Below are 20829 nucleotides of genomic sequence, written 5' to 3'. Positions count from 1 at the left end.
CGCGCAAAACAAAAGGCCCGGCGGATCGCTCCACCGGGCTCTGGTTGCTTCGCTTCGCGCGGAAGATCAGTCGCGCGAGCTGCCGAACAGGCGCAGCAGGAACAGGAACATGTTGATGAAGTCGAGATAGAGGTTCAGCGCCCCCATGATCGCGACCTTGCCCTGCTCGCGGGTGCCCGCGACATAGCTGTAGATGCTCTTGATCTTCTGCGTGTCGTAGGCGGTGAGGCCCGCGAAGATCAGCACGCCGACGGCGCTGATCACCAGGCTCATCGTGCCCGACTGCAGGAAGATGTTGACGATCGACGCCACCAGGATGCCCACCAGGCCGATGAGCAGGAAAGTGCCGAAGCCCGACAGGTCCTTCTTGGTGGTGTAGCCATAGAGGCTCAGCGCACCGAAGCCCGCGGCGGTGCCGAAGAACACCTGCGCGATCGACAGATCGGTATAGGTGATGAAAATCGTCGACAGCGACGCGCCCAGCAGGCCGGCATAGGCGAAGAACAGCGCCTTCAGCGTGCCCTCCGACATGCGGCTCTGGCCGAAGCTCATCGCGAACACGATCGCCAGCGGCGAGATCATCACGACCCAGCCGAGCAGCGTCGGCTGCAGCGACAGGCCGCGGGCGGTTTCCACCACCTGGAACAGCAGCGCCTGCAACGATGCGACCTTGCCGAACGCCAGCGCGACGATGCCGGTCAGCAGCACGCCGGAGAGCATGTAGTTGTAGACCGACAGCATGTACGACCGGAGCCCCGCGTCATGCGCCGCGGCGCGTGCACTCACGGTCGCGAAGGGCGACTCGCTCGTGCGGGGATCGGACCAGTTAGCCATTCGAAAAACTCCTTTGACCGGCGCGATGCCGGATGGCTGGAATATCGGCCCCGGAGCGGGCCTTTTCAAGCGAAACCCGGTCTAGCAACGTTTCGATACAGAGCCCAGATCAACTTCGCGCACCCTTTGAACCGATTGGGCCATTCGCTAGAGGAACGGGATGCATCGTCTGTTCGTCGGCTTCCGCCCGCCCGCCGCCATTCGCGCCCCGCTGCTGGCGCTGGCCGGGGGCATTGCCGGCGCGCGCTGGCAGCGCGACGACCAGCTCCACTGCACCTTGCGCTATATCGGCGAGGTGGAACGGCCGGTGGCGGAGGATATCGCGGTCGCGCTCGGCAGCGTCCGCTTCGCGCCCTTCGAGGTGGCGATCGCCGGCGTCGGCGAATTCGACTCCCGCGGCCGCCCCAACGCGGTCTGGGCCGGCCTGCGCCCCCAGGAGGCGGTGACCCAGCTCCACCAGAAGATCGACCAGGCGCTGGTACGGATCGGCCTCGCCCCCGAACGCCGCGCCTATCTGCCGCACATCACCCTTGCCCGCATGAACGTGGCGGCCGGCACCAATGCCCGCTTCCTCGAAGCCCATGCCGGGCTCGCCAGCGCCCCCTTCGCGGTCGACAATTTCCTGCTGTTCGAAAGCCATCTCGGCCGCGATGGCGCCAGCTATGAAGCGATCGAGCGCTATCCCTTGCGCGGCTGAGCGCCGGCGATCCCGTCGGCGACCAGCCCCACCGCGGCGGTGACGACACCGTCCTCTGCCGGCAGCTTGCCGTCGAGCGCCAGGGTGGCGAGGCCGTGTACCACGCCCCAGGCCGCCAGGGTCGCCGGGCCCGGGTCGCCCGCCGCCAGGCTGGCAACCCGCCGCGACAGGATGCCGAAGGCCTCGCCATATTGCTTGGGCGGCGCATCGCACACCGGCGTTCCGCCGAACATCAGGCGGAACAGCGCCGGCCGGGCCTGGGCGAAGCGGAAATAGGCCAGCCCCTGCGCGACCAGCGCCGCCTTGTCCGGCGTCGTCCGATCCGCCTCGGCAAGGGCGGCGGCCAGTTCGGCGAACCCCGCCTCGGCCACCGCGCCCAGCAGCGCCGCCTTGTCCGGAAAGTGCCGATAGGGCGCCATCGCCGATACGCCGGTCGCCTTGGCGAGCGCGCGCAGCGTCATGCCGCCCTCGCCCTCGCGGTCCAGCAGCGCGATCGCCGCCTCGACCAATCGCGGGCGCAAACCGCCCTCTGCAACTTCCATCTTGTTTACACCGTAAACTTGACCTAACGTGTACAGTGTAAACAAGGAGACTCGCCATGCAAGCCAAACCGCGCCGCGAGACGGTCGATCTCGCTGCCTATCCCGAACTGATCGTCGTTATTCTGGGCTTCAAGCTGCGCCGGCTGCGCGCGCTGCCGGCGATGATGCGCATCGGCAAGGGCCTGGCCGATATCCGCAAGGACCCGCCCGACGGGCTGCTGGCAGAGGACGGCATGCTGTTCGGCTGGAACCATGTCGGCTTCCGCCAATATTGGCGCGACCTGCCCAGCCTCGAGGCCTTCACCCGCAGCGCGCCGCACAGCCATTGGTGGCGCGACTTTCTCAAGGACCCGCAGGGCGCCGGCTTCTGGCACGAGGCCTATAGCGCCCGCGGCATCGAGGCGGTGTACGTCAACCTGCCCGGCCAGCGGCTCGGCCTCGGCATGTTCGCGCCGATCGCCGAGCCGGTGGGGACGCTGCTGTCGAGCCGCGAGCGCTTTCAGGCGCATGCCGGCGCCGCGGGGTGAAGCGGTTGGGCGTCGTCAGAACGACGCCCAGTCCCCGTCCGCCATGGCCGGCGCCGGTGCGGGCCGCGCACGCGGCGTCGCCGACGGGCGGGTGGAGAAGTCCGGGCGGCGCAGCGGCAGGCTCATCCGTGCATTGTGGCCACCATCGACGGTGAAGGCCTGGGCCTGACGCTTGAGCGCCTCGACCTCGCCACTGAGGTTGCGCGCGGCGGCCGAGGTCTGCTCGACCATCGCGGCATTCTGCTGGGTCGCCTGGTCCATCACGGTCACCGCAGTGCTGATCTCGCCGATCGACGAGGCCTGGGCCTGGTTGGCCGTCGCCATGTTGCCGAGCAGGTCGTGCACTTCGCGCACATCGGTGGCGATCGCGGCAAAGGCTTCGTCGACGCGCTGCACCATCCCCACGGCGGCGGTAACGTCGGCCTGGGTGGTGGTCAGCTGGTCGCGGGCGCGGCCGGCCTCTTCCTCGGCACGCATCGCCAGCGCGGACACCAGATCGGCGACCACGGCGAAGCCACGCCCGGCTTCTCCGGCCCGGCCCGCCTCGACGGCGGCGTTCATCGCGAGAACGCGGGTCTGGAAGGCGATCTTGTCGAGGCCTTCGATGACCGCGTCGATGCCCTTGGCGCTTTCCGAAACCCGGCCCATCGCGGAGACGGCCTCGTCGGCGACGTCGCGGCCCGCCTGGACCGAGGCGATCGCGCCGTCGGCGCGCGACACGGTCTGGCTGGCGCTGCCGGCGGTGCTGCGCAGGCGCTGGTCCATCTCGCTGATCGAGTGCACGGTCTGCTGCAGGCTTGCCGCCGCGCTCTCGGTACGGCGGGACAGATCTTCCGAGGCGCTGGCGATCTCGCGCGAGCCGGTGCTGATCGTCTCGGCCGACAGGGTGACCGAGCGGACGAGCTCGCGCAGCGCGGCCAGGGCCTCGTTGAAATTGGTCTTGAGCACGGCGTTGGTGCCGGCGAAGTCGGCCGTCACGTCGGCGGTGAGGTCACCGCGGGCAAGCCGCTCCAGCGACTGGCCGAGCTCGCGCACCACCTCCGCCTGCTGCTCTGCCGCTTCCTTCTGGGCGACGGCGGCATCGCGGAACACGAGCATCGCGCGCGAAATGCGACCGACACAGTCCTCATAGTCGGTATGGGCGATCGGCGCCTGGAGATCCCCGGCGGCGAGCCCCTCCATGCGCACGACGGTCGCGACATAGGGGTCGGCGATCATGCGCCGGAACATCCGGGTGACCCCGAAGGCAACCGCGATCACCAACACGTTCAGCCCGAGCATCACCCAATGCGGCAGCACCAGGTTCAGAACCGCCAGAACGGTCATGATCCCGAGCATCGCCCCAAAGGCAACTTTCAGCTTCTCACGAATAGGAGCCTTTACTTCAAACCAATGCAGCATTGCGTCGTCCCTCAGTGCGGGGCGCAACGACGCAGTAGCGTCTTCCGCCCTCTTAGCTCACCCAAGCGCATTGTAGGACGACGTGAGAACGATTGGTCCATTTTGACAAATTATGGAAACAATATGGTCGAACGGCCATCGGTATTGGTACGCAGCCGCCCCGGATGACTCAGCCAAGCCCCGGATCGATCAGGAATTTCTCTCCGGTCGCCTTGCGTTCATATGCCCGCAACACATCGGCGTTCAGCGCTTCGGAAAGTCCGATCGTGCGGGTGTAGCGGCTGGCGAACGTCGTGGTCAGCTCGGCCAGAACACGCGCGCGCATCGCCGCCAGCGTCTCCATCCCGGCCTTGCGGAAGAACGGCAGCAGCAGCCAGCCCGACACACTCCACTGGAAGCCGAAGGACAGCCGGTTGAGCGTGGTCGGCGCCAGATCGAGCGCGCCGTAGATATAGAGCTGCTTGAACTGATCGGAGCCATAGCGGCTATATTCGGTCATCCGGCGCACGGCGGCCGCTTCCATCGCCTGCAGGACGTCGCTGCCGAGCGTGCCTCCGCCGATCGCATCGAAGGCGATCGTCGCGCCGGTTTCTGCTACCGCATCGGTCAGCCGGGCACGAAAATCCTCGTCGCGGCTGTTGACCACATGGGTGGCGCCGATGCCCTTCAGGATCGCCGCCTGTTCCTCGGAGCGGACGATGTTGACCAGCGGGATGCCGTCGGCGAGGCAGATCTTCTGCAGCATCTGGCCGAGGTTCGAAGCGGCGGCGGTGTGGACGATCGCGCTGTGGCCCTCGCGCTTCATCGTCTCGACAAAGCCGAGCGCGGTCATCGGGTTGACGAAGATCGCCGCCCCTGCGGCCGCGCTGGTGCCCTCGGGCAGCGGCACCACGTCGCGCGCCTTGAGCGTGCGATAGTCGGCGAACATCGCGCCGCCGATCATCGCGACGCGCTTGCCGAGCAGGCCCTGCGCCTCGGCACCGGCGGCGACCACCGTGCCCGCGCCCTCGTTGCCGACCGGCATCGACTGGCCGAGCCGCGCCTTCATGCTCGCCAGCCGCCCCTTGGGCACATCGAAGGCCAGCACCGGCGCGTCCGCCGTGCCTTCCGCGCGCAGCGTGTCCACCTGCGCCGGGCCGAGCAGCAGGCCCAGATCGCTGGGGTTGATCGGCGCCGCCTCGATGCGGACGGTCACCTCGTCCGGGGCGGGATCGGCATAGTCGACCTGCTCCAGCGACAGCCGCAGCGTGCCGTCTTCGGTGAGCGTCGAGCGCAGTTCGCGTCCGCTAAGGGCCATGGTTCCTCTCCTCTGGTTCGTTCAACGGGTCTGTACGAGTTCCTGGACCAGCCGGTCGGCGGCGGCGCGCACTTCGTCCCAGGTGCGGTCGAAGCCTTCGGGGCCGCCATAATAGGGGTCGTCGACCGCGCGGCCTTCCCAGCCGGGCACCGCATCGAGCAGCAGCCGCAGCCGGGCGCGGCCGTTGGCCGGCGCGATGCGGCGCAGATCGGCGAGATTCTGCGGATCGAGCGCGAGGATGTGGTCGAAGCGGTCGAAATCGTCGCGCGTCACCTGCCGCGCGCGCTGGCCCGAAATGTCGATGCCGTGCTGCGCCGCCACCGCGATCGAGCGCCGATCGGGCTTCTCGCCGGCATGCCAGCCGCCGGTGCCGGCCGAGTCGGCGATCACCGAGATCCCGGCGGCGTCCGCCGCCGCACGGAACGCCGCCTCGGCCAGCGGCGAGCGGCAGATATTGCCCAGGCAGACGAACAGGAATGCCGGTTCGGCCATCGTACGCGCGCTCCTTTCGTAAAACGGGTACGCCGTCCGCACCGCGCTGGCAACGGCTGCGTCCCACCGGATGGGGCTAGTTGCCGATCCGGTGGGCCCGCAGCCTGAAACCGCCGTCAGGCGGTCTGGAACACGCCACAGGCGATCCGGCCGCCGCTGTTGCCAGCCGGATCGGTCTTGTAGTCGTCCTCGCCGGCATGGACGACGAGCGCCGCGCCGTCCTGGTCCATCAGCTGATCGAAGGTGCCGCCGCTCAGCGTGAAGGTGACATGGCCGTGCCCCTTCTCGTCCACCTTCACGTTCGGCAGGTCGCCGGCATGCGGACCCATCGGGTTTTCCTTGCCGTGCTTGGTCGCACCCGGGTTCCAATGGCCGCCGGCACTGGCGAAATCGGGGGGTGTGCAGGTGCCGACGGTATGGACATGCACGCCGTGGGGCCCCGGCGTCAGCCCGGTCACGTCGACCAGCACGCGGATGGTGCCTTCCACCTGCTCGGCGACGGCGGTGCCCACCACCTTGCCGGTCGCGTCGTGCAATTCGGCCTGGGCGCGGAAATGCCCGGCCATGTAGCGATCGTTGCGCGCCTTGGTGGCGCAGCCGCCGAGCAGCAGCGCGGCGCCCGCCACGCCCGCCGCGAATCCCCAAGCCTTCATAGCCAGTCTCCACACCGTGTCGTTGCGCAGCGTAATGGGCCTTTGCCGTGCTTGTTCCAAGGGGCAAGCGCGCGCAACCCTGGGACGGCCGGGAACTGGACGGCATGCACGGCTCGCTTCGCCGCATCCAGGCGCGGATCGCCGCAATTTTTACTTTTCATTCATCTTCCTTTACGAAATCTGGTGCGGGGACGTAGCGGCAGGGCCGCGCGCCCGGATCACAGGGGATCATCATCAATGTACCGGCTCGCCTGCGCGATGCTCGTCTTGCCCGTGATGGCCGCGTGCCATGCCGGCAGCGCGGACTCGGGTGCGCATCCCACCGCCATCGTCGAGGCCGCGCCGCCGCCACCCTTGTGGCGGACCCGCATCGCCGAAGCCGACCTGCCGCGGCTGGAGAGCCTGCCCGACGACTGGCGGCAGCTCTATGAAGGCCTGCGTGCGCCGGTCCGCAAGCTGCAGGGTGCCGTCCTCGATCCCGATGCCGGGCAGCCGCACCCGGCGCTGCCGCCCGGTTCCTATCGCTGCCGCACGCTGCACCTGAAGCCCGGTCCCGCCGGCCGCGCACTGGTGCAGCCGAGCCCCGCCGGCTTCTGCTTCATCTCGGCGGCGTCCGAAGAGGCCGACGACGCGCCGCTGGGCCTCGCCAAGCAGACCGGAACGGACATCGTCGCCGGCTATGTGTTCCCGGACGGCAGGCGCTACGTGTTCCTCGGCGCCCGCCAGGCCAAGGCGGGCGCGAACGACATCGGCTACGGCAATCCCGGCGCGCGCGACGTCGTCGGCATGGTCGAGCGGTTCGGGGCGTTTCGCTGGCGGCTGGCGGTACCGGGGCCGGTGCCGGGCAGCGTCGACCTCTACGAACTGACGCCGGTCCCGCCCGAAGGACAACCCAAGAGCTGAGCCGCTGCCCGTTCATCCGGGGGACAGAAACCGTTGCCGCAGTGCAACACTCGACAGCGAAAGCTGCGGGACGACGCAACCATGTCCCACGCCGGTGCATTACCCGCCCATCTCCAGCCGCCCGCCTGTCGCCGCGGGCCGCTGCAGGGATGTGTGTTTCACCAGCGTAGAGGTTTTTCCCCCATGCGTACGATCATCGCCGTCGCGGCAGCCGCTGCCGCGCTTCCTTTCGCCGTCCCCGCCTTCGCGCAGGACATGACCACCGGTTCCGGCACCGCGGCGACCACGTCGGCCGACACCACCACCACGAGCACCCCGACCGCCGCGCAGGACAGCGAGACCCCGCGTTCGCCGGACGGTTCCAAGGCATTCGGCATCGAGCCCTATGTCGGCGTGCTCGGCGGCTGGGAGCGGTTCGACCGCCAGTCCAATGCCGGCATCCCGATCCCGCCGAACAAGTATCGCCTCGACGGCGCGCTGGTGCAGGGCGTCGCCGGCGTCAACGTGCCGCTGGGCCCGGTCTTCGTCGGCGCCGAAGGTAACGTCGCCAAGGGCGTGAGCGGCGACATCGACTGGGAATATGGCGTCGCCGGCCGTTTCGGGTTCCGCGCCGGTGACAGCGGCCTGATCTACGGCAAGGTCGGCTATCAGTGGGTGAACTTCGACAAGGTTGCCGATACCCGCCGCGACTATAACGCCGTCACCTACGGCATCGGCGTCGAGGTCGGCCCGAAGGACATCGGCCTGGGCGGCATCACCGGCCGCAGCGGCCTGCGCCTGCGCCTGGAAATGAACACGTTCAACGACGCGAAGAGCTTCCGCCCGATGGCGGGTGTGATCGCGCACTTCTGATCCAGCCTGCCGCCCTCCCCGACCGGGAGGGCGGCATCGCCGTTGATTCGCGTCAACGCGCCCGCTGCGGATTTGCGCTACAGGCGCATCCCATGTCCGAATCCTCCCTGCCCTTTGATCGTCTTGGCGGCGAAGCGCCTGTCCGCGCCATCGTCGACCGCTTCTACGACCTGGTCGAGCAGGACCCGGCCTATGCCGCCCTCCACGCGATGCACCAGCCGGACCTGACCGCGCTGCGCCATTCGCTCACCCGCTTCCTGGTCGCCTGGCTCGGCGGCCCGCGCGACTGGTTCGAGGCACGGCCCGGCATGTGCATCATGGGCTTTCATCGCCAGCTCAAGGTCACCGGCCATACCGCGGCGCAATGGGCGCACGCGATGGACCGCGCGATCGGCGCCGATCCGGGGCTGGACCCCGAGACGGCCCGCCAGATGAGCGAGGCGCTGCACCGCATGTGCCGCGCCATGGCGGTGCAGGCCCGCACCGCGGCCGAGGCCGCCGCGGGTTGATCCGCTTCGGACGAGGTCCGCGCCCAAAGCCGCGCCGACTAGGCTAGAACCACCGGTGCACGAAGACGCGACCCAGCCAACAGCGCCGGGCGCGAGCGCTTCGGCTAAGAACGGGTGGCGCGGGCCTTAACCCCCTCCCGCAAAACCCGCAGCGCGCAAGCGCGGGGGACGGGTCTGTCGGGGGTGGTGCTCCGGCAGACCCGCAACTCTCCTCCGCGTTTGCGCGCAGACGGGATCTGGAGCCGCACCCTGGTTCACGCGAGGGCTTGGCCATGCGCCCAGGAGCGGTACCGGCGGGGCCCCGTCTCCGTGGCGCCCCCAACCGGCGGCGCGCCATGCCTTCGCCTCGGTTGCCGCAGGTTTACCGATCGGCCCTAGCCGTCGACCTTAGGCGTCGACCGTAGGCGTCGACCGTTGGGGCGGCTGTCGATCGTTGCCCTTGTCGTCGCCGCCGTTGCCGTAGCCGCCGTTGCCTTTGCTGTTGCTGCTGCCGTTGCCGTTGCTGCCGTTGCTGCCGTTGTCGGCTGCATCCGCGAAGCCGTCCAACTAATCGTCGTTGCGGCCTGTGGCAGCGCCGTCGACGCCGTCGTTGCCGGGCCACACCTCTCCCATACCCGCCGGCGCGTCTGGACGAACCCGCTGGGCACGCTAAGGGAAGAGGCGTGCAACCGAAGTGTTGGAGCGGCGAGCATGAATGATCAGGTTTCCCAAGGCTATGGCGCCGTGGCCGCCAACAGCGCGAACGGCTGGCTGACCACCTCCTTCGTGCTGATCGCGCTGGGCGTCGCGCTGGCGCTGTTCGTGCTGATCTGGGGTGCGCGGCTTGCGGCCAAGCGTCGCCACGCCCGTACGGAGCTGGAGGAACGCGGCGAACTCAAGGTCGCCGATGCCCCCGAACCGATCGCGACGCTGACGCCGCCGCCGAGCGCGCCCGAGGCGCCGCCGCCCAGTGCGCCGGTGGTCGCCGACCCCACCCGCCTCGACGACGAGCCGATCCCCGCCGCCGCGCCCGTCGCCGCAGCGACTGCGGCGCTCGCTGCCGATACCAATGCCGAGCCCGCGCCTGTCGCCGAGGGCGGGGCCGATGACCTCACCCGGCTGAAGGGCGTAGGGCCGAAGCTCGCGGCGCGGCTCAACGAGCTCGGCATCACCCGCCTCGCCCAGCTCGCCGCGCTCGACCCGGCGGCCGCACAGGCGCTCGATGCGCAGCTCGGCAATTTCCAGGGCCGCATGACCCGCGACCGCTGGATCGAGCAGGCCCGCTTGCTCGCGGCCGGCGACGTCGCCGGCTATGAGGCGGTGTTCGGCAAGCTCTGAGGGGTTCCGCAGGTTAATCCTCCCCCGCCAGGGGGAGGTGGGCCGCGCAGCGGCTCGGAGGGGGAGGATGCCAGGCCCTCTCGAGCGGCGTGCGTCCGCCCCCTCCGTCGCGCTTCGCGCGCCACCTCCCCCTGGCGGGGGAGGATTGAAGAGCCCCTTCCCTACCGCTTCAGGATATCCAGCGCCGCCGCAGTCAGCGCCTCGGTCGCGGTGCTGACCACCGCTTCGGCATCGGGCGCCCATTCGGCGCTGTGGAGCGAGGGCAGCATCGCCTTGCCGCCCTGCGCCGCGTCCCACTTGGCCTGCGGCACGCCGCCGACCCAGAAGATCGTGCTCTGGATGCGCTGGTCGGCCAGCCAGTAGCGGCTGAAATCCTCGCCACCCATCACCGCCTTGGGCTCGACCACCCGGTCCTTGCCGAAGCGCGCGGTGAACAGCCCTTGCAGCCGCCCGGCGAGCGGCTGGGTGTTGAAGGTGGCGGGCGTATATTCGTCCTTCACCGTCACCACCGGCATGCGATCCTCGGGCACGCCGGCCGCGATCGCCTCGCCGCGGGCGATGCGGGCGATGCCGTCGAGCAGCTGCTTGCGCGACTCCGGCGTGAAGCTGCGAACGGTGAGCAGCATCGTCACGTCGTTGCCGATGATGTTGTGCTTCGATCCGCCATGAATCGCCCCCACCGTCACCACCGCCGGCTGCTGCGGGTCCATCTCGCGCGAGACCAGCGTCTGCAGCGTGGTGACGATCCGCGCGGCGAGCACGATCGGATCCTTGGTGGTGTGCGGATAGGCGCCATGCCCCCCCACGCCCTTCACCACCAGGTCGACCGAATCGACATTGGCCAGCGCATAGCCCGGCGTGCTGCCGATCTGCCCGGCGGGCAGGCTGGCGCTGTCGTGGAAGGCGATGGCGTAGGCGGGCCGCGGGAAGCGGGTGAACAGCCCGTCGTCGAGCATGGCCTTGGCGCCGCGCCCGCGCTCCTCGGCGGGCTGGGCGATCATCACGACGGTGCCGTGCCACTGGTTCCTCATCGCCGCCAGGTTGCGCAGCGTGCCGACCCAGCTCGCCATGTGGGTGTCGTGGCCGCAGGCATGCATCACGCCGCTCTCGATGCCCTCGTCGGTCGTCGCGCGTACCTTGGAGGCGAAGGGCAGCCCGGTATTCTCGACCACCGGCAGCCCGTCCATGTCGGCGCGGATCAGCAGCACCGGCCCCGCGCCGTTGCGCAGTACCGCGACGACGCCGGTGCCGCCCACCTTCTCGGTGACCTCATAGCCCGCCTCGCGCGCCGCGGCGGCAAGCTTGGCGGCCGTCTTCACCTCGTGCAGGCTGAGCTCGGGATTGGCGTGGAGGTCGCGGTAGAGCGCCATCAGCTGCGGCATCGCCCTGGCCGTCGCCTCGCGCACCGGATCGGCGCCGGCAGCAGCAGCGGCGGGCGTACCGAGGCTCATTGCCCCGGCCAGCAGGAAAGACGTGAACATGGCACCCCCTTGTCGGTCATGCGGGGAGTGTCTCGCCTGCCGGCGCCGCTGTCAAACCATGCTGGTTACGCCGCGGGCACGATCTCGATCACGTCCAGCTTCGATTCGAAGCCCGGGAACGGCAGCACCAGCCGCCAGCGCTTCTCGCCGATCCGCTCGGCATAGCCGATCAGGTTGCGCTTGTTGTCGAGCCCGTAGCGGAGCGGTGCGGCGTCGTCCCCCACTTCCAGCGTGCCGATGAAGGTCACGCGTGCCTTCACGTCGGGGAACAGATTGCCGTCGGGCCGCTGGACCCCGCCCTCGATCCGGAAATGGCGGACCTGGCCGTCCTCGACGATCGAGCAGGGCCGCCAGTCATAGGCGACGATCGCGCTGACCGCGGTGCCGCCGCCCCCCAGCTTGTACGTGCGGCAGCGATAGGCGCCGGCGGGCGGCATCGCGTCCGCCTGCGCCCGATCGGGGTCGAACAGTTCGGGGTCGCCGTCGATCCGCTTGGCATCGGCGGCACGGGCGAGGGGCAGCGCCTCGCTCCACGCCTTGCGCCAGTTGCGCAGCTTCTCGCGATCGGCATCGGTCGCGGTGCGGCGCCAGTTGTGGCTGATGTCCATGCCCGGCGTGGTCGCCTCGCGGTAAATGCTGCATCCCGCCAGCGCCGCGCCGAGACCGAGGACGACACCCGTGCGCAGCATCATTCGGCGGTCCAGCCGCCGTCGATCGAATAGTTCGATCCGGTGATCTGCGCGGCCTCGTCGCGGCACAGGAACAGGGCGAGCGCCGCCACCTGCTCGGGCAGCACGAACTCCTTGGTCGGCTGGGCATCGAGCAGCACGTCGTTGATCACCTGCTCGCGGGTCAGCCCCCGCGTCTTCATCGTGTCGGGAATCTGGTTCTCGACCAGCGGCGTCCAGACATAGCCCGGCGAGATGCAGTTCACCGTGATGCCGTGCGTCGCCACTTCCAGCGCCGCCGTCTTGGTGAGGCCGGCAAGGCCGTGCTTGGCGGCGACATAGGCTGCCTTGTTCGGGCTGGCGACCAGGCTGTGCGCGGAGGCGGTCGAGATGATCCGGCCCCATTTGCGCGCCTTCATGCCCGGAATCGCCGCGCGCATCAGGTGGAAGGTCGAGCTGAGGTTGATCGCGAGAATCGCGTCCCACTTCTCGATCGGGAATTCGTCGATCGGCGCGACATGCTGGATGCCGGCGTTCGAGATCACGATGTCGACCGCACCGAACTCGCTCTCGGCGCGCGCCACCATCGCGGCGATCGCCTCGGGCTTGGTCATGTCGGCGGCGTCGTACAGCGCCTTGCCGCCGCTGGTCTCGGCGAGCGCCGCCCGCTCCTTCTCGATCGCATCGGCATCGCCGAAGCCGTTGATCAGCACGTTCGCCCCCTCGGCGGCGAGCGCCTTGGCATAGGCCAGGCCGATGCCCGAGGTGGAGCCGGTAACGATCGCGGACTTGCCCTTGAGGAACATCGGCATACTCCCTTGTTAACGCTGGGTGAGATCGAAGGCGGCGGTCTTGCCGTCGAGGATGTTCTGCGCGACGAGCCGGCTGTTGGCCATGCTCTCGGCCACGGCCATGCGGCCGGCCTCCCAATGCTCGTGCATCGTCCGCGCGGAGAATTCATAGTCGCGCGAGCCGCCTTCCCACAGCTTGGCGCGGTAGATCAGCTGCACGACGTTGACCGGATATTCGGTCACCAGGTCGCGCACCGCCTTCACCTCGGGCTCGTCGGCGATGTGCTCGGGCAGCTTGTCGAGCAGCGCCTTCACCGTCTCGCGCGCCTTGCGCAGCCGCATCCGCTCGTCCGAAATCGCGCGGGTGCGGCTGGAGAAGCGGATTTCCTTCTCGCGGCCCAGCACGTCCATGATCGTGCGCGGCAGCGCGTTCTCGGCGGGGAACAGGTCGACCTGGAAGACGAGCATCTCGGCCTCCTGCCGATCGAGGACATGGGTAAGCGGGGTATTCGAGACGAGTCCCCCGTCCCAATACCAGCAACCGTCGATCTCGACCGGCGGCAGCCCCGGCGGCAACGCACCAGACGCCATGATGTGCCGCGCGTCGATGCGTTCGTCGCGCGTGTCGAAATAGCGGAAGTTGCCGCTGTGCAGATTGACCGCGCCCACCGAAAGCCGAACCGGCCCGTTGTTGAGCAGGTCCCAGTCGATCAGCCGATCGAGCGTCTCGAGCAAGGGGCTGGTATCGTAGAAGCTCAGCGCCTCGGGCGTGCCCGGCACCGCGAAGGCCGGCGGGATCGGGCGCGGGCGGAAAAAGCCCGGCACGCCGCCGAACATCACCGCGCTCGCCGACCATTCATGGCTGATCTCACGCAACTGGTCGTTCATCGGCAGCGAGAAATCGGGCAGCGCCGAGGTTACCTGCTCCCAGAAGGCGCGGATCGCCCCCAGTCGCTTCTCGGGCGGATTGCCGGCGAACAGGGCGGCGTTGACCGCGCCGATCGAGATGCCGGCGACCCAGTCGACCTCGATCTGAGCGCTGGCGAGTTCCTCGATCACCCCGGCCTGGAAGCTGCCGAGCGCGCCCCCACCCTGCAGCACCAACGCGACGGTATCCGGCAACGGCATGCCTGGTGCGGCATGGCGGCGGCGGTGCGGGCGAGACTCAGCATCGGCCATGGCGCACGATGTGGCCCATCCCATGCTGCGGAGCAATACGAAGCTTGATATGGGCCGTGCAACGCAAGCCGGCCTGACGCATTGTGACGGCTGACAAACGAAGGGGAGGCCCGATGCGGCTCGACGATCTGGATCCTACCGACAATGCCCGCGACCTGGGCTCGGGCGGCGGCGGGGGCGGCGGCTTCCCGCTGCTCGGGCTGCTGCCGATGTTCCTCGGCCGCGGCATGGGTTGCGGCGGGATCGTGCTGATCGGCATCATCGCGCTGGTGATGTTCGGCCTGGGCGGCGGCGGCGGCATGCTGGGGCAGAGCGGCGGCGGCAGCGCCGGGCGCTCGCCCACCGCGGGCCAGTCCGGCCAGCAGGTCTGCCGCGTCAACGAACGCCGGCTGGAGGCGTGTCGGGTGATGCGCAGCACCGATCTCACCTGGGCGAAGATCTTCCAGGAAATGGGCCGCGACGATTATCGCCCCGCGACGATCAACTTCTTCCAGGGCGGCGCCAATACCGGCTGCGGCGCGGCGACCTCGGCGGTCGGCCCCTTCTACTGCCCGAGCGACAAGGGCGTGTATATCGACACCGCCTTTTTCGACGAGCTGCAGAACCGCTTCGGCGCCAAGGGCGATTTCGCGCGTGATTACGTGATCGCGCACGAGATGGGGCACCATGTCCAGGACCTGCTCGGCACTTCGACCGAGGTCTCGCAGGCCCAGGCCCGCGGCTCCAAGACCGAGGGCAACCGCCTGTCGGTGAAGCTGGAGCTCCAGGCGGATTGCTATGCCGGCGTGTGGGCCGCGCGCAACCGCGACCGGCTCGAGCCCGGCGACATCGAGGAAGGCATGACGGCAGCGAACGCGATCGGCGACGACACGCTGCAGAAGGAAGCCCAGGGCACGGTGGTGCCGGACAGCTTCACCCACGGCACCTCGGCGCAGCGCATGGCCTGGCTGAAGCGCGGGCTCGACACCGGCGACCCGCGCCAGTGCGATACGTTCAAAGCGGTGCAGTGATCCTTACTTGACGTAAACCCCTGGCCGCTATTGGATGGGCGGCCAAGGGGGACGCAGGTATGGATCAGCATGGCGAGCGCGGGGCGTTCGAATTCACCGGCTCGTGGCGCGACTATGCGCCGATCGCATTCACCAACCTGCTGCTGACGATCGTCACGCTGGGCATCTACAATTTCTGGGCCCGCACCCGCACCCGGCAATATCTGTGGAGCCATACCCGCTTCATCGACGACCAGCTGGAATGGACCGGCACCGGGCTGGAGCTGCTGATCGGCTATGTGCTGGTCATGGTGCTGCTGTTCCTGCCGCTGGGCGGCATCCAGCTGCTGATGGGCGTGCTCGCGGCGCAGGGCACCATGCAGGCGCATCTCGCCGTCTTCTTCCTGGCGATGCTTTTCTACGTCGTGCTGCTCGGCCTGGGCGGAGTCGCGATCTTCCGGGCGCTGCGCTACCGGCTGAGCCGCACCTATTGGCACGGCATCCGCGGCGGCAGCGACGATCAGGGCTTTCGCTACGGCCTGTCCTATCTGTGGCGGACGATGCTGGGCGGCATCGCCTTCGGCCTGCTCGTCCCCTGGTCGCTGGTCACGCTGTGGAACAAGCGCTGGAACGCGATGAGCTTCGGTCCTTTCCGGTTCGTTTCGCGCGCGAACACCGACGGGCTGATGGGGCGCTACCTGCTGTTCTACCTGCTGCCGATCGCGCTGGTACTGGGTGTGGTGGCTTCCTTGGGAATCGCGACCGCGGTCAGCGTCCACAACCAGTCCCCCACACCGATTGTCGGCTTCGCGATCTTCGCCGTGCTGCTCTATCTCGCGTTCTTCGTGCTGCTGGGGCTCGTCGCCACCGCCTTCTATGCCGCCTATTTCCGCAAGGTGATCAGCGGGTTGTCGCTCGGGGACCTCGAGTTCGAGTTCACCGCCAGCACCAAGGAATGGCTGAAGCTGATCTTCGGCACCGCCGCGCTGGTCGTGTGCACGCTGGGCGTCGGCGCGGTCTTCATCGCCTATCGCAACTGGGCGTTCTTCGTCCGTCACCTGCGCGCCTATGGCACGCTCGAGCTCGACCAGTTCACCCAATCCACCACGCGCGCGCCCGGCCAGGGCGAGGGGCTGTTCGACAGCTTCGACATGGGCGCGTTCTAAGGAGAGCGGACGGTGGAAACGCGCGTCTGGCATTATGACGGCAAGAGCGGCGAACGCCGCATGCCGGCGATCCTCCCCGCGGCGGACGAGCGGCACTTCCGGCTGGAAGGCGATGGGGCCGAACCCGGCCCCTATGCCTTCGCCGATCTCACCCCGCACGGCACCTCGCACCACGAGCGCGCCTTCGGGCTGAAGGGGCGGCCGGGCTGGCGGATCACCTTCCTCGAATTCCCGCCCTCCGAGATCGCGGTGCACCTGCCCAAGCCCGCCCGCTACGGCGCCTGGATCGATCGCTTCGGGCTGTGGCGCTCGGCCGGCGTGCTCGCCATCCTCGCCGCGCTGGCGGTGGGGTTCACGCTCAAGCTGCCGCCGCTGATCGCGCGGATGATCCCGCAATCGGTGGAGCAGCGGATGGGCCGGCTGATCGTCGGCAATCTCGGCGGCTCGGCCTGCACCACGCCGCAGGGCGAGGCGGCGCTGAAGGCGCTCGCCACCCGGCTGCACCAGAAGGACGGGGTGACGATCCATGTCGTCCAGGCGCCGATGATCAACGCGGTCGCCCTGCCCGGCGGGCAGGTGGTGCTGTTCGACGGGCTGATCCAGAGCGCGAAGTCGCCGGACGAGGTCGCCGGGGTGCTCGGCCACGAACTCGGCCACGTCGCCCACCGCGACGGAATGGAATCGCTGATCCGCCAATATGGCCTGAACCTGCTGCTCGGCGGGTTCGATCGCAATGTCGGCGGCTATGGCAATGCGCTGCTCAACGCGCGCTATTCGCGCAAGGCGGAAGCCGGCGCGGACGACTATGCGATCGGCCAGCTGACCGCCGCCAACATCTCGCCCCGCCCGACCGCCGCACTGTTCGCGCGGCTGGCCAAGGAGGACGAGGTCCCCGGCAATGCCGGCCGTCTGCTCAACTATCTGTCGTCGCACCCGATGTCGTCGTCGCGCGAGCAGCATTTCGCCGCGAGCGTGAAGCCCGGTGTCGCCTACACGCCGGCGATGACGCCGGCGCAGTGGCAGGCGCTGCGCACGATGTGCAGCGCCACCGCCGCTCGCGCGACGGTGCGCTAGACTAGACCAGCAATCCCAGCAGCTTGCCCGCCGCGACCGACAGGCCGGACACGGCGATCGCTGCGCCGAAGACGAGCTGCGGGCTGGGGACGAACCGGCGAACCGGCAGGGCGATGGCTTTTTCTACCGTACTCATGCGGCGATCCTGCTCCTGTTCGCTGGCAATGTCCCACCATCAATCCCGATCGCAGTAATCGGTTCCGTCGCTGGTCGCGGCGCGGGCAAGCCGCTACACCGCCACCATGACCCGCCTTGCCCATCACCACAGCCCCGGCGCATCGCCGACCATCGTCTTCCTGCCCGGCTATCGCTCCGACATGCAGGGATCCAAGGTCCTGGCGCTCGAGGCCTGGGCGCAGGCGCGCGGCCAGGCGTTCCTGCGCTTCGACTATCGCGGCTGCGGGACAAGCCCCGGTGCGTTCGAGGACTACACGCTCGCGGACTGGCGCGACGATGCGCTCTCGCTGATCGATACGCTGGTCGAGGGTCCGGTGGTGCTGGTCGGCTCGTCGATGGGTGGCTGGCTGATGCTGCTGGTGGCCAAGGCGCGGCCCGAGCGGGTCGTTGGCATGGTCGGCATCGCCGCCGCGCCCGACTTCACCGACTGGGGCTTCACCGAGGAGGAGAAGCGGATCCTCGGTGAGCAAGGCCGGCTCGAACAGCCCAGCGCCTATTCCGACGAACCGATGGTCACCACCCGCGCCTTCTGGGAATCGGGCGAGGCCAATCGCATGCTCGATGCGCCGATCGCCTTTGACGGCCCCGTCCGCCTGCTCCAGGGCCAGCAGGACGAGGAAGTGCCGTGGGAACTGGCGCTGCGCCTTGCCGCCGCCATCCGTTCAGAAAACGTCCAGACATGGATCGTCAAGGACGGTAATCACCGCCTGTCGCGCGAGGGCGATATGCGCCTGCTGCGCCGTGCCACCGAGGACATCCTGACCGAATGCTCATCCCCTTCCTCCTGCTGATCGCCCAGCAGACCACTGCCATCGCACCCAAGGCCGGCCCGGTACTGCGCGATGCCGAGCGCGCCAGGGCGGCCGCCGCCAAGGCCGATGCCGCCGCCGCTGCCCCGCCCGGTGAGCCGCCGCGCTTCACCAAGTGCATGGATCTTGCCACCGGCGACCCCACCGCCGCGATCGACGAGGCGGTGAAGTGGCGTGCCGACAAGGGCGGCATGTTCGCGCGCCAGTGCCTCGCCGTCGCCTATGCCAACCAGGCGCGCTGGGAGTCGGCTGCCGCCGCCTTCGAGGAAGCCGCCGGCGACGCGGAAACCGCCAAGGACGGCGCCCGCGCCGCTACCTACTGGACCCAGGCGGGCAATGCCTGGCTCGCCGCCAAGAAGCCGCCCAAGGCCCGCGCCAGCTTCAACGCCGCGCTCGCCACCGGGGCGCTGAAGGGGCTGTCGCTCGGCGAAGCCTATCTCGATCGCGCCCGCGCCGCCGTCGCCTCGGGCGAGAATGCCGGCGCCCGGGCCGATATCGACGTGGCGATCGCCAAGGCCGGCGACGATCCGCTCGCCTGGCTGCTCTCCGCGACGCTGGCCCGGCGCATGGCCGATCTGCCGCGCGCGCAGAAGGACATCGCCGAGGCGATCAAGCGTGCGGGCGACGACGCCGCCGTCCAGCTCGAGGCGGGCAACATCGCCGCGGCGAGCGGCGACGAGGCTGCGGCCAAGACCGCCTGGAACAAGGTGATCGCCGCCGCGCCGAGCAGCCCGCAGGCGACCGCCGCGCGGGTGGCGCTCGCCCAGTTCGATCCGCCCCCGGCCAAATAGCCGGGTGGCGGGCGCCCGCCCGCGCCCCTATCTGGCGACCAAGGCCACTCCAGGGAGCGCACCCCCATGAAGTTTCTCCACACGATGATCCGCGTCACCGATCCCGACGCGACGATCGCCTTTTTCGACCTGCTCGGTCTCAAGGAAACCCATCGCATCACCAGCGAGAAGGGCCGCTTCACGCTGATCTATCTGGCGAGCGAGGAGGATATCGATCCCGCGACCGGCCGCGGCCGCGCCGAGGTGGAACTGACCCACAATTGGGATCCCGAGACTTATACGGGCGGCCGCAACTTCGGCCACCTCGCCTTCCAGGTCGACGATATCTACGTAACCTGCCAGCGGCTGCAGGATGCGGGCGTGACGATCAACCGCCCGCCCCGCGACGGCCATATGGCGTTCGTTCGCACCCCCGATGCGATCTCGATCGAGCTGCTCCAGAAGGGCAGCCTGCCCCCGCAGGAGCCCTGGGCCTCGATGCCGAACACGGGCGAATGGTGAGGCCATGACCACGCTCCGGATCGTCCGCGTCCCCGCCTTTCAGGACAATTACATCTGGCTCGTCCATGACCCCGTCTTGGCCGAGACGATCGTGGTCGATCCGGGCGCGGCCGATCCGGTGCTGGCGGCACTGGCCGAACAGGGCTGGCAGCTCAGCGCGATCTGGAACACCCACTGGCACCCCGATCACACCGGCGGCAATGCGGCGCTCAAGGCCGCGACCGGCTGCACCGTGGTCGCCCCGGCGGCGGAGGCGGCGAAGATCCCCACCGCCGACCGGCTCGTCGGCGAAGGCGACACGGTGGCGATCGGGGCGCATGCCGCCACGGTGCTGGAGGTGCCCGCCCATACCGCCGGCCACATCGCCTTTCACTTCGCCGAGGAGGCCCTGGTCTTCGTCGGCGATACCCTGTTCGTGATGGGCTGCGGCCGTCTGTTCGAGGGCACCGCCGAACAGATGTTCGCCGCGATGCGCCGGTTCGAGGCGCTGCCGGGCGAAACCCAGGTCTATTGCGCGCACGAATATACCCTCGGCAACGCGCGCTATGCGGTGGCGGCGGAACCCGACAACGCAGCGACCGCCGCCCGACTCGCGGCCGTGGAGCGGCTCCGCACGGCCGGCGAGGCGACGGTGCCGACCACCATCGCCGAGGAACGCGCGACCAACCCCTTCCTGCGCGCGAGCAGCGCGGAAATTCTCGCTGAGCGCCGCGCCGCCAAGGATGCTTTTGCCGGCTGATGCGTTATGCTCGGCGGGGCAGACGGCAGAAGGACACAGCCGATGATCCGCTATACAGTTCCCGTTCTGGTCCTTGCGCTGGCAGGGACCGCCAGTGCCGACCAGCGCCGCCCCGACCCCGCCGCCATCGCGCTGGAAAAAAGCCTGCACGGGCTCACGCCGGGCGCACCGATGCGCTGCCTCGTGCGCGAGCGCTTCTCGGAAGTGCACGGCGTACCCGATGCGGTGCTCTATGTCGGCGGGCGGACGCGCAAATATCTGAACCGCGTGGTTGGAGAATGTCCCGGCCTCGCCCGGGGCGACATCGTCATCGTCCGCAGCCTGCGCGGTGACCCATGCGAAGGCGATCAGGTGCAGACCCGCGAGGCGCTGAACGGCCGGTTGAGCGGCAGCTGCGCGCTCGGCCCGTTCATACCCTATTCGAAATCAGGAGGTTGAGG

General features: G+C 69.0%; 26 protein-coding genes. 14 read left to right on the top strand and 12 right to left on the bottom strand.

Going from position 1 to position 20829, the window contains the following annotated elements:
• Positions 1-66: 66 nt before the first annotated feature.
• Positions 67-834 (bottom strand): Bax inhibitor-1/YccA family protein, encoded by a 768-nt coding sequence (locus tag QZ814_RS13690; protein WP_294333131.1) that lies wholly within the window; start codon positions 832-834, stop codon positions 67-69.
• Between the two features lie 160 nt (positions 835-994).
• Between QZ814_RS13690 and thpR the strand changes: the two genes are divergently transcribed.
• Entirely contained in the window at positions 995-1531 is a 537-nt protein-coding gene (gene thpR / locus QZ814_RS13685) for an RNA 2',3'-cyclic phosphodiesterase (protein WP_294333129.1), read from the top strand.
• Here the strand turns inward: thpR and QZ814_RS13680 are convergent.
• Positions 1513-2073 carry a TetR/AcrR family transcriptional regulator gene (locus QZ814_RS13680; protein ID WP_294333127.1) on the bottom strand — a complete coding sequence of 187 codons (561 nt, stop codon included), beginning with the start codon at positions 2071-2073 and terminating at the stop codon, positions 1513-1515. The genes thpR and QZ814_RS13680 overlap by 19 nt on opposite strands.
• Positions 2074-2129: 56 nt before the next feature.
• Between QZ814_RS13680 and QZ814_RS13675 the strand changes: the two genes are divergently transcribed.
• Positions 2130-2600 carry a DUF4188 domain-containing protein gene (locus QZ814_RS13675; protein WP_294333126.1) on the top strand — a complete coding sequence of 157 codons (471 nt, stop codon included), beginning with the start codon at positions 2130-2132 and terminating at the stop codon, positions 2598-2600.
• A 15-nt stretch (positions 2601-2615) separates the two neighbouring features.
• Here the strand turns inward: QZ814_RS13675 and QZ814_RS13670 are convergent, their stop codons facing one another.
• The 4 genes from QZ814_RS13670 to QZ814_RS13655 form a co-directional block, all read right to left on the bottom strand.
• The gene (locus tag QZ814_RS13670) at positions 2616-3926 is read right to left on the bottom strand and encodes a methyl-accepting chemotaxis protein (protein WP_294333125.1); all 1311 of its coding nucleotides are present in this window, start codon (positions 3924-3926) and stop codon (positions 2616-2618) included.
• A 244-nt stretch (positions 3927-4170) separates the two neighbouring features.
• Positions 4171-5298, bottom strand: coding sequence for a zinc-binding dehydrogenase (locus QZ814_RS13665; protein WP_294333124.1), 1128 nt, complete (start codon positions 5296-5298; stop codon positions 4171-4173).
• A 21-nt stretch (positions 5299-5319) separates the two neighbouring features.
• Complete coding sequence (locus QZ814_RS13660) at positions 5320-5790, bottom strand: low molecular weight protein-tyrosine-phosphatase (protein ID WP_294333123.1); 471 nt, start codon at positions 5788-5790, stop codon at positions 5320-5322.
• 116 nt (positions 5791-5906) lie between these two features.
• On the bottom strand, positions 5907-6443 hold the full coding sequence (locus QZ814_RS13655; protein ID WP_294333120.1) for a superoxide dismutase family protein: 537 nt from the start codon (positions 6441-6443) through the stop codon (positions 5907-5909).
• A gap of 258 nt (positions 6444-6701) precedes the next feature.
• Between QZ814_RS13655 and QZ814_RS13650 the strand changes: the two genes are divergently transcribed.
• The 3 genes from QZ814_RS13650 to QZ814_RS13640 all read left to right on the top strand — a co-directional run bounded on the left by QZ814_RS13650 (position 6702) and on the right by QZ814_RS13640 (position 8707).
• Positions 6702-7346 (top strand): DUF4893 domain-containing protein, encoded by a 645-nt coding sequence (locus QZ814_RS13650; RefSeq protein ID WP_294333118.1) that lies wholly within the window; start codon positions 6702-6704, stop codon positions 7344-7346.
• 183 nt (positions 7347-7529) lie between these two features.
• The gene (locus tag QZ814_RS13645; RefSeq protein WP_294333115.1) at positions 7530-8198 is read left to right on the top strand and encodes an opacity protein; all 669 of its coding nucleotides are present in this window, start codon (positions 7530-7532) and stop codon (positions 8196-8198) included.
• A gap of 92 nt (positions 8199-8290) precedes the next feature.
• Positions 8291-8707 carry a globin gene (locus QZ814_RS13640; RefSeq protein WP_294333113.1) on the top strand — a complete coding sequence of 139 codons (417 nt, stop codon included), beginning with the start codon at positions 8291-8293 and terminating at the stop codon, positions 8705-8707.
• Positions 8708-9094: 387 nt separating this feature from the next.
• On the opposite strand, the gene QZ814_RS13635 is transcribed toward QZ814_RS13640, so the two are convergent.
• Complete coding sequence (locus tag QZ814_RS13635) at positions 9095-9253, bottom strand: hypothetical protein (protein WP_294333111.1); 159 nt, start codon at positions 9251-9253, stop codon at positions 9095-9097.
• Between the two features lie 144 nt (positions 9254-9397).
• Between QZ814_RS13635 and QZ814_RS13630 the strand changes: the two genes are divergently transcribed.
• A complete protein-coding gene (locus QZ814_RS13630) occupies positions 9398-10024 on the top strand; it encodes a hypothetical protein (protein WP_294333109.1) in 627 nt (208 codons plus the stop codon).
• A 161-nt stretch (positions 10025-10185) separates the two neighbouring features.
• On the opposite strand, the gene QZ814_RS13625 is transcribed toward QZ814_RS13630, so the two are convergent.
• The 4 genes from QZ814_RS13625 to QZ814_RS13610 form a co-directional block, all read right to left on the bottom strand.
• Positions 10186-11505 carry an amidohydrolase gene (locus QZ814_RS13625; protein ID WP_294333107.1) on the bottom strand — a complete coding sequence of 440 codons (1320 nt, stop codon included), beginning with the start codon at positions 11503-11505 and terminating at the stop codon, positions 10186-10188.
• Between the two features lie 65 nt (positions 11506-11570).
• Positions 11571-12197, bottom strand: coding sequence for a DUF4893 domain-containing protein (locus tag QZ814_RS13620; protein ID WP_294333105.1), 627 nt, complete (start codon positions 12195-12197; stop codon positions 11571-11573).
• Complete coding sequence (locus QZ814_RS13615; RefSeq protein WP_294333103.1) at positions 12194-12979, bottom strand: 3-hydroxybutyrate dehydrogenase; 786 nt, start codon at positions 12977-12979, stop codon at positions 12194-12196. The genes QZ814_RS13620 and QZ814_RS13615 overlap by 4 nt, the downstream gene beginning before the upstream one ends.
• A 15-nt stretch (positions 12980-12994) precedes the next feature.
• Positions 12995-14143, bottom strand: coding sequence for a patatin-like phospholipase family protein (locus tag QZ814_RS13610; protein ID WP_294333101.1), 1149 nt, complete (start codon positions 14141-14143; stop codon positions 12995-12997).
• A 113-nt stretch (positions 14144-14256) separates the two neighbouring features.
• Between QZ814_RS13610 and QZ814_RS13605 the strand changes: the two genes are divergently transcribed.
• Genes QZ814_RS13605 through QZ814_RS13595 form a run of 3 tightly spaced genes read left to right on the top strand, consistent with a single transcriptional unit; the run spans position 14257 to position 17372 of the window.
• Positions 14257-15153: a neutral zinc metallopeptidase gene (locus QZ814_RS13605; protein WP_294333099.1), complete on the top strand. Its 897-nt coding sequence runs from the start codon at positions 14257-14259 to the stop codon at positions 15151-15153.
• A gap of 59 nt (positions 15154-15212) precedes the next feature.
• Positions 15213-16298: a YjgN family protein gene (locus QZ814_RS13600; protein WP_294333095.1), complete on the top strand. Its 1086-nt coding sequence runs from the start codon at positions 15213-15215 to the stop codon at positions 16296-16298.
• A gap of 12 nt (positions 16299-16310) precedes the next feature.
• The gene (locus tag QZ814_RS13595) at positions 16311-17372 is read left to right on the top strand and encodes a M48 family metallopeptidase (RefSeq protein WP_294333091.1); all 1062 of its coding nucleotides are present in this window, start codon (positions 16311-16313) and stop codon (positions 17370-17372) included.
• A gap of 1 nt (position 17373) precedes the next feature.
• Here QZ814_RS13595 and QZ814_RS13590 read toward each other — a convergent pair whose 3' ends face one another.
• Entirely contained in the window at positions 17374-17508 is a 135-nt protein-coding gene (locus tag QZ814_RS13590; RefSeq protein ID WP_294333088.1) for a hypothetical protein, read from the bottom strand.
• Between the two features lie 106 nt (positions 17509-17614).
• On the opposite strand from QZ814_RS13590, the gene QZ814_RS13585 reads away from it, so the two are divergent.
• The 5 genes from QZ814_RS13585 to QZ814_RS13565 all read left to right on the top strand — a co-directional run bounded on the left by QZ814_RS13585 (position 17615) and on the right by QZ814_RS13565 (position 20827).
• Positions 17615-18340 (top strand): alpha/beta hydrolase, encoded by a 726-nt coding sequence (locus tag QZ814_RS13585; protein ID WP_294333086.1) that lies wholly within the window; start codon positions 17615-17617, stop codon positions 18338-18340.
• Positions 18316-19149, top strand: coding sequence for a hypothetical protein (locus tag QZ814_RS13580; protein ID WP_294333084.1), 834 nt, complete (start codon positions 18316-18318; stop codon positions 19147-19149). The genes QZ814_RS13585 and QZ814_RS13580 overlap by 25 nt, the downstream gene beginning before the upstream one ends.
• Before the next feature lie 66 nt (positions 19150-19215).
• Positions 19216-19650: a VOC family protein gene (locus tag QZ814_RS13575; RefSeq protein ID WP_294333081.1), complete on the top strand. Its 435-nt coding sequence runs from the start codon at positions 19216-19218 to the stop codon at positions 19648-19650.
• A gap of 4 nt (positions 19651-19654) precedes the next feature.
• The gene (gene gloB / locus QZ814_RS13570; RefSeq protein ID WP_294333078.1) at positions 19655-20389 is read left to right on the top strand and encodes a hydroxyacylglutathione hydrolase; all 735 of its coding nucleotides are present in this window, start codon (positions 19655-19657) and stop codon (positions 20387-20389) included.
• Positions 20390-20431: 42 nt separating this feature from the next.
• Positions 20432-20827, top strand: coding sequence for a hypothetical protein (locus QZ814_RS13565; RefSeq protein ID WP_294333074.1), 396 nt, complete (start codon positions 20432-20434; stop codon positions 20825-20827).
• Positions 20828-20829 lie beyond the last annotated feature (2 nt).

This window comes from uncultured Sphingomonas sp. (genome assembly GCF_913777625.1).
Lineage (GTDB): Bacteria > Pseudomonadota > Alphaproteobacteria > Sphingomonadales > Sphingomonadaceae > Sphingomonas.
This window is presented reverse-complemented; position numbering and strand designations above follow the sequence as displayed.